Raw genomic sequence first — 12,421 nt, forward strand, 5'->3', positions numbered from 1 at the left:
ACGAAAATCACCCCAATGGCCGGGGTGTCGGGAGGGCCGGTCCGGAGCCGGTCAGCGGGCCGGTACGAACTTCACGCGCCCGGCCGCGGGCGCCGTCACCGGGCATCGGGGCAGGGCCCGGATCCCGGCGCCCTCCAGCCACTCCCGGTACGCGGTGGACTGGCGTGCCACCTCCCAGTACGCCTCCTCGAGGGCCGGGAAGACGGCGTCCAGTCCGGACAGGGTGCGGGCGGCGAGCAGCAGGCGTACGCCGAGCGGATCGCCGTACAGGCGCCGGACCGCCAGGTCGGGGCGCGACTGGGAGCTCGGCTGGCAGACGGTCACCACCTCGCCGGTGGCGACGAGGGACGCGGCGGTGTGGTAGTCGCCGTGCAGGACGCGCGGGTTGAGGCCGACGGCCCGCAGCATGCGGTGGACGCCGTCCCACTCGCCGTCGACGGTGGGGTCGATCATCCAGCGGTCGTCGGCGAGGTCCGCGAGCCGGACGACGGGCCGGCCGGCCGCGGGGTGGTCGGCCGGCAGCATCACGAACTGCGGCTCGCGCTCCAGCAGGACCCGCAGCCGCAGGCCCTCGGGGACGTGCAGCGCGCTGCCCTCGACCTCGTGCACGAAGGCGACGTCCAGCTGGCCCTCGGCGACCCGGCGCAGCAGCGCGTTGGCGGAGACGTCCATCTGCAGGGTCGGTTCCAGGCCCGGCCGTCTGAGCCGGCGCAGCCAGCCGGCCAGCGCGCGGCTGGCCGTCGAACCCACGCGCAGCCTGCTGTCGCCGCCCGCGGCGGCGGCGCGGGCCTCGAGGACCAGGGTGCTCATGTCGGCCAGCAGCGGACGGGCCCGGCCGAGGACGGTCCGGCCGAGCGGGGTGGGCCGGCAGCCGGTGCGTTCGCGGACGAACAGGGCGCCGCCCAGAGCCTGTTCGATGCGGCTCAACTGAGTGCTCAACGTAGGCTGCGCCACGCCCAGTTGGCGTGCCGCCCGGTGCAGGCTGCCGGCGTCGGCGATGGCGCACAGCGCGCGTAGATGCCTCACCTCGAGCTCCATGCGGGGAGCGTATGACCGAACACCTGGTTGCGCCAGATGAACAAAACCAGGCGGAACAGGGCGAGTTCTGCACTCCGGTCGAAGCGGCGCCGGGCCGTCGGGGCGATGGGTGATAGCCCGGTCCTATCGCCTGTTGCCATCATCACAGCGGGCTCATGGGCGGACCACACTCACCGGTGACGACTTCTCCCCACTCCCCCACACAAGGAGTCATCGATGCGCATCAGCCTGCCCCTGCTGTCCACCGCGGTCGGCCTCGGCCTGACGGCCGCCGTACTCGGCGCCGCCCCCGCCACGACGGCCGCCGCGCCCCAGGCCACCGACCGGGCCGCGCACGTGGGTTACGAGCCCGCGGCCGGCTCGGGCGAGGACGCGGCCGCCAACCGGGCGTTCTTCGAGGCGGTCATCAAGTCCGTCGCCGAGAAGCGCGCGGCGAACCCGACGTCGGCGGCGGCCGTGACCGTCTACTACAGCGCCGCGAACGCGCCCAGCTTCCGCTCCCAGATAGCCAGTTCCACCCAGATCTGGAACAGCTCGGTGGCCAACGTGCGGCTCGCGGAGAGAAGTTCCGGCGCGGACTTCTCGTACCGCGAGGGCAACGACCCGCGAGGCTCGTACGCCTCGACGGACGGGCACGGAAGCGGCTACGTCTTCCTCGACTACCAGCAGAACCAGCAGTACGACTCCACCCGGGTCACCACCCACGAGACCGGGCACGTGCTCGGTCTGCCCGACCACTACTCCGGCCCGTGCAGCGAGCTGATGTCGGGCGGCGGCCCCGGCCCGTCCTGCACCAACGCCTACCCGGACGCCACCGAGCGCAGCCGGGTCAACCAGCTGTGGGCGAACGGCTTCCAGGCCGCCCTCGACAAGGCGCTGGAGAAGGCGGACCGACGCTGAGCGTCTGACGGTACGGCGGCGGGGGCGGTCCGGTCCGGGCCGCCCCCGCTCGCCTGTGCGCACTCCGGTGCGGGCGCGGTGGCCGCGGTCTCAGCCGGCGCCGGGCAGGGCGGCCAGCACGGCGCGGTGGACGGCCCGGGCGAGCCGGGCGCCCCACTCGGAGCGGGGGCCCGCGAAGGAGTGCGCGCCGGTGCCGTCGCCCGGGGTGCGGGCGGCGACGCACACGGCGTCGGTCGGGGTGCCGGAACAGTCGAGTCCGGCGTCGAGGAGCGCCTGGACCTTGGCCTCGGTCACCGTCATCACCGCGTTGACGAGGGCCGCGTCGGTCAGCGCGACGGGCAGCGCGGCCACGATGTTGATCGTTCCCGGCGGGGCCTGGCCGGCGGCCCCCGCGCCGGGCTCGGCCGCCCAGCCGCGTACGGAGACGCCGGCGGTCACCACGGCTTCGGCCCCCTGGTCCCGCGCCCGTCCGAAGGCGGACACGTCGGCGGCCGTCAGCAGGCCCACGCCCGGACCGCGGGCGCCGGCCGCGCGGGCCAGGCCGGCCAGGTGCCGTGCCGGGTCGGTGCGCCGGTAGCCGTGCGCGACCTGGGCGTTGAGCACCCACGCGCGTTCGCCGAGTCCGCCGCCCAGCACGGCGCTGCTGACCATGCGCCAGCCCGGTCCCGGGCGCCACAGCAGGGCGTGCAGCCGCTCGCCGTCCTCCGTCCGTGCCAGGCGCTCCGGATGCGGAAGTCCGGGCCCGGTCCGGGGCGGCGGCAGGACGGCGGGCACACGGGACTCCAGTGGTGATCGGCGCAGGTCGGCGGAGTGGACGATGGTACGCACGGCCGGTGCCGCGGGCGGGGGCACCCCCGGGGCGGACGCGGGCGCGTTGCGGACCCCGGCCGGGGCACCTTCACTGAACACAACTTCGCCACCAGGCGACGGATCGGAGGCCGCAATGCTGTCCCACACTCTGGAGCACGGGGTCCTGGTCATCACGGTGGACCGGGACCCGGGAGTCGACGGGCGGGCCGCGCTGACCACGCACCTCACCAATCTGGTCGACGCGCACCAGCCGGCCCCCGTCGTCATCGTGCTGGCCGACGGGGCCGCCGGGCCCGCCGCGGTCAGCGCCGTGCTCCGGGCCCACCAGTGGTGCGGGCGGCTCGACCTCCTGCTGTCCGTCGTCGCCCACAGCGCGCCGGTGCGGCGGCTCCTGGAGAACAACGCCGACAGCTGCGGTCCCCGGCTGGTCGTACACGCCCGCGTCGACACCGCCATCAGCACCGCCTGCACCGCGGTGGCCTGACCGCACCGGGAGGCAGGGGGCGTTCCCGGAGGCCCGGAGGCGGGTGCCGGGCCGCTACCGCTGTCCGAGCCAGAGGTCGGGGCCGAAGACCTCGTAGTGGACGGCCTCGGCGCGGACGCCGCGGCGCAGCAGGTCGCCGCGGACGGCGCGCATGAAGGGAACCGGGCCGCACAGGTAGACCGTGAGGTTCTCGGGCAGGTCCAGGCCGGTGAGGTCGGCGCGGCCGGCCGACGCGTCCGGCGCCCCCTCTCCCGGCTCCTCGTACCAGAGGTGGAGACGCGCGTCGGGCAGCGCGCGTATCAGGTCGCGCTGCTCCTGCCGGTGGGCGTGGTCGGCGGGGCGGCGGTCGGCGTGCACGACGGTGACCGGGCGGGTGGCGCCGGCCGCGACCAGGTGGTCGAGCATCGCCAGCATCGGGGTGACGCCGATGCCGGCGGAGGCCAGCAGCAGCGGGCCGTCCTGCTCGGCCAGGGCCAGGTCGCCGAAGGGCGCGGACACGGTGAGCACGTCGCCCTCGTGCGCCCGCGCGTGCAGCCACGAGGAGACCTCGCCGTCGGGAGCGCCGTCGGCCCGCACGCGCTTGACGGTGACGCGCAGGGCGGAGCGGCCGGGCGCGGCGGAGAGGCTGTACTGGCGGATCTGCCGGGCACCGTCGGGCAGTTCGACGCGGACGCTGATGTACTGCCCCGGCCGGAAGGGTGCCACGGGGTGTTCGTCGGCCGGGCGCAGTACGAGGGAGACGGCGTCTGCGCTCTCCTCGCGCCGTTCGACGACCTCCATGCGGCGCCAGACGTCGCCCTCCGCGACGCCCGTCTGCGCGTAGAGGCGGGCCTCGACGGCCATGAGGGCGTTGGCCATCAGCCAGTAGACCTCGTCCCAGGCCGCGGCGACCTCGGGGGTGACCGCGTCGCCGAGCACCTCCGCGATCGCGGCGAACAGGTGGCGGTGGACGATCTTGTACTGGTCGGAGGTGACACCGAGGGAGGCGTGCTTGTGGGCGATTCTGGAGAGCATCACGTCCGGCCGGGCGTCGGGGTGTTCCAGGAGCAGGCCGGCGAACGCGGCGATGGAGCCGGCCAGGGCCCGCTGCTGCTCCCCGTTGGCCTGGTTCCCTCGGTTGAACAGGTCCCGCAGCAGCTCCGGGTGGGCGTCGAACAGCTTCCGGTAGAAGAGCCGGGTGATGTCACCGATGGACGCCCCCACGGCGGGAAGGGTGGCCCGGACTACGGGGACGGACTGTTCGGAGAGCACAGCGACTCCTTAATTGGCATTTCAGATTCGTGTTTTGAGTCACAAGAGACGGCTCGGGGGCCACCTCCTGTCGCCCCCCGGTCAGCCCGGAGGGCGGTTCGACAGTCCGATCAGGACCGGTCCGGTCGGCGAGGCCACCAGGTCGGCGACGGTCAGCGGGTCGAGCGCGGCGTAGAACGCCTCCTGGGCCTCGCGCAGGGCGCCGCGGAGACGGCAGGCGCCGCGCAGCGGGCACGGCGAGCCGCCCTCACAGTCGACCACCTCGCCCTCGCCCTCCAGGTCGCGCACCAGCCGGCCCACCGAGGCGCGGTGCCCCGGTCCGGTCAGCGTCAGCCCGCCGCCGCGCCCGCGCCGCGCCTCGACGATCCCGAGGTGCTGCAGGCGGGTGATGGCCTTGGCGGCGTGGGTGTACGGCACTCCGACGGCCTCGGCCACCTCGCGGGTGGTCAGGGGATCGTCACCGTCTTTCACGACCGCCAGGCGCATCACGGAACGCAGCGCCAGGTCGGTGAACTTCGTCAGCCGCACGGCCGTGACGCTATCAAATACGCATAATGGATTCGTGTTTGCTCTCGGAGATGACCTTGTGGAATGCGTCACCGGACGCCGGACGGGTGGTGACTGCCGATGACCGCGCAGGACGGCGGTGCGCCCGCGGACCCGGGCCCTCCCCTCCCCCGGATTCTGTGCGACACCGACGGGCTGCGGCCGGCGGACGGCGAGGACACGAGCGGCGCCCGGTGGCGGCTCGCGGAGCCCGGGCGCCAGCTCGACGCCAACGTCGTCCGCATCCCGCCGTCGGGACGGGTGGACACGCACACGGAACCGGACCTGGACGTACTGCTGCACGTCCTGGACGGCACCGCGGCGCTGGTCTGCGCCGACGGGGAACGGGCCCTGCGGGCGGGCCTGCTGGCGTGGCTGCCGCACGGCTCGGCCCGGTCCGTCGTCGCCGGTCCGGACGGGGTGACGTACCTGACCGTGCACCGGCGGCGTCCGGGTATGCGCGTCCAGCCGCCGGGCGCGGCCGACCGGCTGCTCCCGGCGCCGGACGGCGGCGGCTGAGCCAGCGGTCAGCCGGCCGGAGCGGGCGGGCTCAGCCGGCCGTCGTGCAGCCGCGCGACCCGGTCGGCCGCGGCCAGCTGCGCGCGGTCGTGGGTCACCAGCACCGTGGCGGTGCCCCGTTCCCGGGTGAGGCGGGTGATCAGGTCGACGACGGCGGCGCCCCGCTCGTGGTCGAGGGCGCTGGTGGGTTCGTCGACGAGCAGCACACCCGGGTCGTTCATGAGGGCACGGGCGATGTTGACCCGCTGGCGCTGGCCCCCGGAGAGCTGATGGGGCCGCCGGCCGGCGTGGTCCGCGAGGCCGACGGCGTCGAGGAGTTCGAGGGCCCGGCCGCGGGCGGAGCGCGGCCTGCGTCCGTCGAGACGGGCCATCACCTGGAGCTGCTCGGCGGCGGTGAGCGACGGCAGCAGGTTGGGCTGCTGGAAGACGATGCCGATCCGGTGCCGGCGCAGGCCGGCCAGCTCGCCCCGGCTCAGCCCGGTGGTGTCGGTGCCGTCGACGGCGACGGTGCCCGAGTCGGGGGTGATCAGCGTGGCGGCGACGGCCAGCAGGCTGGACTTGCCCGAGCCGGAGGGACCGACCACGGCGGTCAGACCGCCTCCGGGCACCTCCAGGGTGACGCGGTCGAGGGCGGTGAGGCGGCCGTCCCCGTCGGGGTGGGTCAGGGTGACGTCGGTCAGGATCAGGCTCATCGGGCGCTCCCCAGGGCGGTCAGCGGGTCCACGGAGGTGATGCGGCGGACGGCGAGGCCCGCCCCGAGGCCGCCGAGGAGCACCAGCACGGCGGCCGGGACCAGGACGGTGGCCGGGGACAGGTCGAAGGGGACGGCGGAACCGGAGACGGCGGCGCCGATCGCGGCGGCCGCTGCGGTGCCGACGAGGGTGCCGCCGACCAGCAGCACCGCGGCCTGGCCGAGCGCGTCCCGCAGCAGTGCGGCGGTGGTGGCGCCCAGCGCCTTGAGCACGGCGATGTCACCGCCGCGCTGGATGGTCCACACGGTGAAGAAGGCGCCGACGACCAGGGCGGAGATGGCGAACAGGAAGCCGCGCATCAGCTGCAGCGAGCCGTTCTCGGAGCTGTAGGAGCCGATCGCGGAGAGCGACTCGCCCTTCGTCACGGTCTCGGTGCCCGCCGCCCGGTCGGTCGCCGCGAGGTCGGCCCGGGAGCCGGTGTCCAGGGCGATCACCGTCGCCGCGGGCCCGTCGGCGGCCGGCGGGGCGACGGCCTGCCAGGTGCGCAGGCTCGTCCACACCACGGGCGTGTGGCTGAAGGAGACGTCGTGGCCGGTGGCGGCGACGGTGAGCGACCGGCCGGCCAGCGTGAGGGTGTCGCCCGCGCGCACGCCGAGCACGTCGGCCACGGAGGGCGGCACCGCCACCGTACGGTCGTCGACCGGGGCGCCGTCCGGAGCCAGGTGCGAGCCGGGCCGGACGCCGAACACGGTCACCCCGGTGCTCCCGTCGCCCGCGCCCGCCCTCGTGGTGGTGATGCCCAGGGGTTCGGCCCGGCGGACGCCGGGCGCCTCGGCCCACCGGGTCCACTGGGCCTCGGTGACGGTGGAGTCCGCGTACGACGGGTCCTGGCCGGCGCCCGGCGCGGCGAAGGCGATCCGGTCGGCCGGCAGGGCGGTGACGGCGGAGACGTTCTCCCGGGCCAGGCCCGCCGTCAGCCCGGACAACAGCCCGACCAGCAGGGTGATCAGTACGACGACGCCGCCCATCAGGGCGAACCGCCCCTTGGCGAACGTCAGGTCTCTCAAGGCGACAAACACGTCTTCGCCCGGCCTTTCGACAGCGGTGGGAGGGTGCCGCGGCACGGCACCGGTGATCGCGGCGGTGCGCCGCGTCCCCCAGCCTCGCCGTCCGGAGGCGGCGCCGGCATCGCTCCGGGGCGGGCACTTCGCGGGCCGGACGGTGCGGGCCGGCTTGCACCTTTCGACAGATGCCCGGGCCCGGCGCGGTCCGTAGGCTGGGACGATCGTGAACGCTCCGACTCCCACCACCCGGGCCCTCAACTGGTGCCTGCACCTGCTCGTGGCCGGTCTGCTCGTCCTGGCCGCGGTGCGGGCGGTACCGGACGGCCGGCCGCACGCGGCCGCGGTGTGCGCCGCGGCCGTGGCGGTCGGGGCGGTCTACGCGGTGGGCCCCGCGCTCGACGCCGTCCGCGCCTCCCGCCGCGGTGCCGCGCTGTGGCTGGCCGCCGTCGGCGCGGTGTGGCTCGTGCTGCTCGCCCTGTCCGCGGAGGGCGTGTGGCTGGCGTTCCCGCTGTACTTCGTCCAGCTCCATCTGCTCTCCCGCCGTGCCGGGCTCGTCGCGGTGACCGCGACGGCGGTCGCGGCGGTGGCGGCGTTCTCCGCCCACCGGGGAACGGTCACGGCGGCCGTCGTGATCGGTCCGGCGCTCGGGGCCGCCGTCGCCGTGGCGGTGGTCTGGGGCTACCAGGCGCTGTACCGGGAGAGCGAGCGGCGCCGACGGCTCATCGAGGAGCTGACCGCCACCCGGGCCGACCTGGCCGACGCCCAGCGGACCGCCGGAATGCTCCAGGAGCGCCAGCGACTGGCCCGGGAAATCCACGACACCCTCGCCCAGGGGCTGTCCAGCATCCAGTTGCTGCTCCGGGCCGCCGAGCGGGCGCTGCCCGACCGGCCGGGCCCCGCGGCCGGGTACGTGGGGCAGGCCAGGCAGGCCGCCGTGGACAACCTCGCCGAGGCCCGCCGGTTCGTCGCCGCCCTCTCCCCGCCGGCGCTGGACGGGACGACCCTCGCCGGCGCGCTGGAGAGGCTGTGCGCCGCCACCGGCGAGCGGCACGGGACCGAGGTCCGCCTCCGTCTCGCCGGGCGGCCCCGCCCCCTGTCCACCGCGCACGAGGTGGCGCTGCTGCGCGTCGCCCAGTCGGCGCTGGCCAACACCCTCGCGCACGCCCGCGCCGCTCGCGCCGAGGTGACCCTGAGCCACGAGGGCGACGCCGTCGTGCTGGACGTCACCGACGACGGCGTGGGGTTCGACCCCGCCGCGGTGTCCCCGCCCGGTCCCGAGGGCGGGGGCTACGGGCTGGCCGCGATGCGGGCCCGGGTGCACGCCCTGGACGGCACGCTCACCGTCGAGTCCGCCCCCGGGCGCGGCACCGCGCTCGTCGCGCGGCTCCCGCTGCCGCCCGCCACCGACGACGAACCCGAGGCCCAGCCGTGACCGATTCCGACCCGATGCCGATCCGGCTGCTGCTCGCCGACGACCACCCCGTGGTCCGCGCCGGGCTGCGCGCGGTGCTGGAGACCGAGGAGGGCATCACCGTGGCCGCCGAGGCCGCGACCGCCGAGGAGGCCGTCGAGCGGGCGGGGCTCGGCGACATCGACGTCGTCCTGATGGACCTGAGGTTCGGCAGGGGCATGAACGGCGCCCGGGCCACCGCCGCGATCACCGCGCGGCCCGGGGCACCGCGCGTGCTGATCGTCACCACGTACGACACCGACGCCGACACGCTGCCGGCCATCGAGGCCGGTGCCACGGGCTACCTCCTCAAGGACGCCCCGCCGGAGGAGCTCGCGGCGGCGGTGCGCACCGCCGCGGCGGGCCGGACCGCCCTCGCGCCGACGGTCGCGGACCGCCTGATGACCCGCCTGCGCGAGCCGCACACCTCGCTGACCCGCCGCGAGACGGAGGTGCTCTCCCTGGTCGCCGAGGGCCTGTCCAACCAGCACGTCGGTGAGCGGCTGCACCTGACCGAGGGCACGGTCAAGTCCCACCTGGCCCGGGTCTACGCCAAGCTGGACGTGGACTCCCGCACCGCCGCGGTCGCCGCCGCCACCGCTCTCGGTCTCATCCGGCGCTGAGGCTCAGCGCGCCTCGGCGCGCAGTTCCGTCAGGGACCGCGCCGTCAGCGCCCGCGGCTCCTCGTCGGGGTCGACGAGGACGACGGTGCAGGCGGCCGCGTGGGTGAGCGCGCTGGTGAAGCTGCCGTCGGCGAACTGGGCCAGCGGGCCGCGCGGGGACCGCCCGACCGCGACCGTCCGGGCCCGGACCTCGGTGGCGTGCCGGGCCAGGGCGCGGCCCGCGGCGGCGTGGTCGCCGACCCCGTCGAGGATCTGGCCGGTGGCGGCGACGCCCGCCTCCCGGAGCCGGTCGAGGTGCGCGGTGACGGCCCGTCGGGCCTCCTCGTCGCTCTCGGTGACGACGGCCTGTTCCTCGACGACGGCGGTCTGCCGTACGTGGACGACCTCGAGCGGGCTGCCGGTGTCGCGGGCGAGCCGGGCCGCGCTGTCGACGACGGCGGCCGCCCGGTCGTGGGCGCCGACGGCGACGACGACCGGCTGCCCGCCGCCCGTGGCCGGGACGTGCGGGGCCACGGGGGTGAGCGACGGGGTCACGGTCTCGGCGTCGCCGGTGCCCGCCTCGGCCTCGCGCAGCAGCCGGTGGCCGCCGGCCAGGACCGGGATGGCGAGCAGGAAGGTGGCGGCGCCCAGGTAAAACGGGACGCTCAGATCGGTGGCGTCGGCGAGCTTTCCGGCGACGTAGGGGGCCAGGCCGCCGCCGATGAAGCGCAGGAATCCGTAGGCGGAGGAGGCCACGGGGCGCTCGACGGGCGAGACGAGCATGACGGCCTGGGTGGTGAGGGTGTTGTTGATGCCGATGAAGGCGCCGCTGACGATCACCGCGACGATCACCGTGGTGGGCGTGGTGACGCCGGCCGCGATGACGGCCATCACGACGCCGAGGCCGAGCAGGTTGGCGTACAGGACGGGCGCGGTGCCGTAGCGGGCCTGCAGGCGCGGGGCGAAGAAGACGCTGAAGGCGGCGACCAGCAGGCCCCAGGCGGTGAAGACCAGGCCGAGCTCGTGGGCGTCCAGCTCCATCGGGTACGGGGCGTAGCCGAGCATGGTGAAGAAGCCCCAGTTGTACAGCAGAGCCATGATGCCCATGGTGAGCAGGCCGCGGTGGCGCAGGGCCTTCAGCGGGGCGAGGGGCGAGGTGACCCGCTTGGGCCTGGGCAGGTCGGGCACGAGCACGATGGTGGCGACGAGGGCGATCGCCATCAGGACGGCGACGCCGAAGAAGGGGCCGCGCCAGCTGATGGCGCCCAGTTCGCCGCCGAGCAGGGGTCCGACGGCGATGCCGAGGCCGAGGGCGGTCTCGTAGAGGATGATCGCGCCGCCGAAGCCGCCGCTCGCGGAGGCCACGATGACCGCCAGCGAGGTGGCGATGAACAGGGCGTTGCCGAGCCCCCAGCCGGCGCGGAAGCCGACTATGCCGTTGATGGAGTCGGTGGTGCCCGCGAGGGCGGCGAAGACGACGATGATCGCGAGGCCGGTGACCAGGGTGCGCTTGGCACCGATGCGGCTGGAGACCCAGCCGACGATCAGCATGGCCACGGCGGTGACGATCAGGTAGCTGCTGAAGAGCAGGGACACCTGGCTGGGCGTGGCGTCGAGGCTGTCCGCGAGGGCCGGGAGGATCGGGTCGACCAGGCCGATGCCCATGAACGAGATGACACAGGCGAAGGCGACGGCCCAGACGGCCTTGGGCTGCCGGAACGGCCCGCCCGGCCTGTCGTGCGCTGCGCCCTGTCCCTGCGGTGTGCCCTGTGCCGGCGATGCACTCATGCGCGGTGTTCCTCCGAGGTTTCCTGACGGTTCTCGACGACCCTGGCCAGGGCCAGGAGCGCGGTGGTGGTGGCCTGCCGCTCCGGGCCGGTCATGTCCTCCATGAGCTGTTCGAGGGCGCGTGCACGCTCGGCGCGCCGCCGGGCGACGACCTCGAGGCCGGTGGAGGTCACCGCGACGAGTACGCCGCGGCCGTCCCTGGCGTCGGCGGTGCGCCGGACCAGGCCCGCGCGCTCCAGGCGGGTGACGAGCTGGGTCATGTTCGGCTGGGAGACGCCCTCGGCCCTGGCCAGTTCGGTCAGCCGCTGCGGGCCCTCGCGCTCCAGCCTGCCCAGCGCCGAGGAGGCGGCCGTACTCAGGGAGCCGGTACGGGCGCTCTGCCGCACGTACCGGACCATCCGCTCGACGGCGACGATCAGGTCGTCCGGGGAGGTCGGCGGCGTCTCCTGCTCACGGGCCCTGTCCATAAGCGCATTATGCATTTACGTGTACGGTGAAACAAGATGCGCCGACGCGCCCTTCCCCGTTCGGCCTCGGCTTCAACGGGCACACTGCGAAGAGCGAGGAGGTACAGGAGGTACCACATTGGACTGGCGCGAGTTCGCGGAGCACATGGCGTCACTGGCACGGGATCTGCTGGCCCAGGAATCGGTGACGGACACGCTGGAGCGGATCACCGGTTCGGCCACCGACCTGATCGAGGACTGCGACGCCGCCGGCATTCTGATCCTTCGGAACAACCGGGTGCAGTCCCTGGCCCCCACCGACCAGGTGGTGGTCGAGAGCGACGCTCTGCAGGGACGCCTCGGGGAGGGCCCCTGCTTCAACGCGGCCCGCACGTCCGACGGGCAGCGGCAGTACCGCATCCGCGACTTCCACGGCGAGGCGGAGCACTGGCCGAAGTACGTCCCCGAGGCCCGCAAGCTGGGCCTCGGCAGCATGATGGGGTTCCTGCTGTTCACCGAGGACGAGGACCTCGGAGCCCTCAACCTGTACTCCTACCGGCCCGGCGCCTTCGGCGAGGCCGACGAGACGGCCGGCTGGCTGCTGGCCTCGCACGCGGCGGTCGCCTTCTCCAGCGCCCGCACGCACGCCCAGCTGCAGGAGGCCGTCGGGACCCGGCACCTCATCGGGGAGGCCATGGGCATCCTGATGGGCAGCCACCGGATCGGCGAGGAGCAGGCCTTCGCCACGCTGCGCCGGTACTCGCAGGACAACAACGTCAAGCTCCGCGAGGTCGCCCGGCAGGTCTGCGAGCGGGGCGCGCTTCCCTGACC

Annotated in this window: 14 protein-coding genes; 6 read left to right on the forward strand and 8 right to left on the reverse strand. The window is 74.8% G+C overall.

The window, feature by feature from the left end; genetic code table 11:
• Window positions 1-51: 51 nt before the first annotated feature.
• Complete coding sequence (locus tag IG94_RS0107475) at window positions 52-1,038, reverse strand: LysR family transcriptional regulator (RefSeq protein WP_031032738.1); 987 nt, start codon at window positions 1,036-1,038, stop codon at window positions 52-54.
• 216 nt (window positions 1,039-1,254) lie between these two features.
• Here IG94_RS0107475 and snpA point away from each other — a divergent pair, with 216 nt between their 5' ends.
• Window positions 1,255-1,938, forward strand: a complete 684-nt coding sequence (gene snpA, locus IG94_RS0107480; RefSeq protein WP_031032742.1) for a snapalysin — start codon at window positions 1,255-1,257, stop codon at window positions 1,936-1,938.
• 90 nt (window positions 1,939-2,028) lie between these two features.
• Here snpA and IG94_RS0107485 read toward each other — a convergent pair whose 3' ends face one another.
• On the reverse strand, window positions 2,029-2,712 hold the full coding sequence (locus tag IG94_RS0107485; RefSeq protein WP_031032743.1) for an adenosylcobinamide amidohydrolase: 684 nt from the start codon (window positions 2,710-2,712) through the stop codon (window positions 2,029-2,031).
• Window positions 2,713-2,881: 169 nt separating this feature from the next.
• Here IG94_RS0107485 and IG94_RS0107490 point away from each other — a divergent pair, with 169 nt between their 5' ends.
• Entirely contained in the window at window positions 2,882-3,232 is a 351-nt protein-coding gene (locus IG94_RS0107490; protein WP_031032746.1) for a hypothetical protein, read from the forward strand.
• Between the two features lie 54 nt (window positions 3,233-3,286).
• Here the strand turns inward: IG94_RS0107490 and IG94_RS0107495 are convergent, their stop codons facing one another.
• On the reverse strand, window positions 3,287-4,483 hold the full coding sequence (locus tag IG94_RS0107495) for a globin domain-containing protein (protein ID WP_031032747.1): 1,197 nt from the start codon (window positions 4,481-4,483) through the stop codon (window positions 3,287-3,289).
• Window positions 4,484-4,564: 81 nt separating this feature from the next.
• Window positions 4,565-5,011 (reverse strand): nitric oxide-sensing transcriptional repressor NsrR, encoded by a 447-nt coding sequence (nsrR, locus tag IG94_RS0107500; protein WP_031032749.1) that lies wholly within the window; start codon window positions 5,009-5,011, stop codon window positions 4,565-4,567.
• Between the two features lie 99 nt (window positions 5,012-5,110).
• On the opposite strand from nsrR, the gene IG94_RS0107505 reads away from it, so the two are divergent.
• Complete coding sequence (locus tag IG94_RS0107505; RefSeq protein ID WP_031032754.1) at window positions 5,111-5,548, forward strand: cupin domain-containing protein; 438 nt, start codon at window positions 5,111-5,113, stop codon at window positions 5,546-5,548.
• Window positions 5,549-5,556: 8 nt separating this feature from the next.
• Here IG94_RS0107505 and IG94_RS0107510 read toward each other — a convergent pair whose 3' ends face one another.
• Window positions 5,557-6,240, reverse strand: a complete 684-nt coding sequence (locus IG94_RS0107510) for an ABC transporter ATP-binding protein (RefSeq protein WP_031032756.1) — start codon at window positions 6,238-6,240, stop codon at window positions 5,557-5,559.
• Window positions 6,237-7,319, reverse strand: coding sequence for an ABC transporter permease (locus tag IG94_RS0107515; RefSeq protein ID WP_031032758.1), 1,083 nt, complete (start codon window positions 7,317-7,319; stop codon window positions 6,237-6,239). The genes IG94_RS0107510 and IG94_RS0107515 overlap by 4 nt, the downstream gene beginning before the upstream one ends.
• Before the next feature lie 208 nt (window positions 7,320-7,527).
• On the opposite strand from IG94_RS0107515, the gene IG94_RS0107520 reads away from it, so the two are divergent.
• On the forward strand, window positions 7,528-8,736 hold the full coding sequence (locus IG94_RS0107520) for a sensor histidine kinase (RefSeq protein ID WP_031032760.1): 1,209 nt from the start codon (window positions 7,528-7,530) through the stop codon (window positions 8,734-8,736).
• Between the two features lie 14 nt (window positions 8,737-8,750).
• Complete coding sequence (locus IG94_RS0107525) at window positions 8,751-9,377, forward strand: response regulator (RefSeq protein ID WP_031032761.1); 627 nt, start codon at window positions 8,751-8,753, stop codon at window positions 9,375-9,377.
• A gap of 3 nt (window positions 9,378-9,380) precedes the next feature.
• Here the strand turns inward: IG94_RS0107525 and IG94_RS0107530 are convergent, their stop codons facing one another.
• Window positions 9,381-11,144, reverse strand: a complete 1,764-nt coding sequence (locus IG94_RS0107530; protein ID WP_031032764.1) for an MFS transporter — start codon at window positions 11,142-11,144, stop codon at window positions 9,381-9,383.
• Window positions 11,141-11,626 carry a MarR family winged helix-turn-helix transcriptional regulator gene (locus IG94_RS0107535; protein ID WP_031032766.1) on the reverse strand — a complete coding sequence of 162 codons (486 nt, stop codon included), beginning with the start codon at window positions 11,624-11,626 and terminating at the stop codon, window positions 11,141-11,143. The genes IG94_RS0107530 and IG94_RS0107535 overlap by 4 nt, the downstream gene beginning before the upstream one ends.
• Before the next feature lie 130 nt (window positions 11,627-11,756).
• Here IG94_RS0107535 and IG94_RS0107540 point away from each other — a divergent pair, with 130 nt between their 5' ends.
• Window positions 11,757-12,419 (forward strand): GAF and ANTAR domain-containing protein, encoded by a 663-nt coding sequence (locus IG94_RS0107540; protein ID WP_031032769.1) that lies wholly within the window; start codon window positions 11,757-11,759, stop codon window positions 12,417-12,419.
• Window positions 12,420-12,421 lie beyond the last annotated feature (2 nt).

This window comes from Streptomyces olivaceus (genome assembly GCF_000721235.1).
Classification (GTDB): domain Bacteria; phylum Actinomycetota; class Actinomycetes; order Streptomycetales; family Streptomycetaceae; genus Streptomyces; species Streptomyces olivaceus.

Coding starts and splice junctions, on each gene's coding strand:
- IG94_RS0107475 (WP_031032738.1), bottom strand. CDS start 1,038: ATGGAGCTCGAGGTGAGGCATCTACGCGCGCTGTGCGCCATCGCCGAC.
- snpA (WP_031032742.1), top strand. CDS start 1,255: ATGCGCATCAGCCTGCCCCTGCTGTCCACCGCGGTCGGCCTCGGCCTG.
- IG94_RS0107490 (WP_031032746.1), top strand. CDS start 2,882: ATGCTGTCCCACACTCTGGAGCACGGGGTCCTGGTCATCACGGTGGAC.
- IG94_RS0107505 (WP_031032754.1), top strand. CDS start 5,111: ATGACCGCGCAGGACGGCGGTGCGCCCGCGGACCCGGGCCCTCCCCTC.
- IG94_RS0107510 (WP_031032756.1), bottom strand. CDS start 6,240: ATGAGCCTGATCCTGACCGACGTCACCCTGACCCACCCCGACGGGGAC.
- IG94_RS0107525 (WP_031032761.1), top strand. CDS start 8,751: ATGCCGATCCGGCTGCTGCTCGCCGACGACCACCCCGTGGTCCGCGCC.
- IG94_RS0107530 (WP_031032764.1), bottom strand. CDS start 11,144: ATGAGTGCATCGCCGGCACAGGGCACACCGCAGGGACAGGGCGCAGCG.
- IG94_RS0107535 (WP_031032766.1), bottom strand. CDS start 11,626: ATGCATAATGCGCTTATGGACAGGGCCCGTGAGCAGGAGACGCCGCCG.
- IG94_RS0107540 (WP_031032769.1), top strand. CDS start 11,757: ATGGCGTCACTGGCACGGGATCTGCTGGCCCAGGAATCGGTGACGGAC.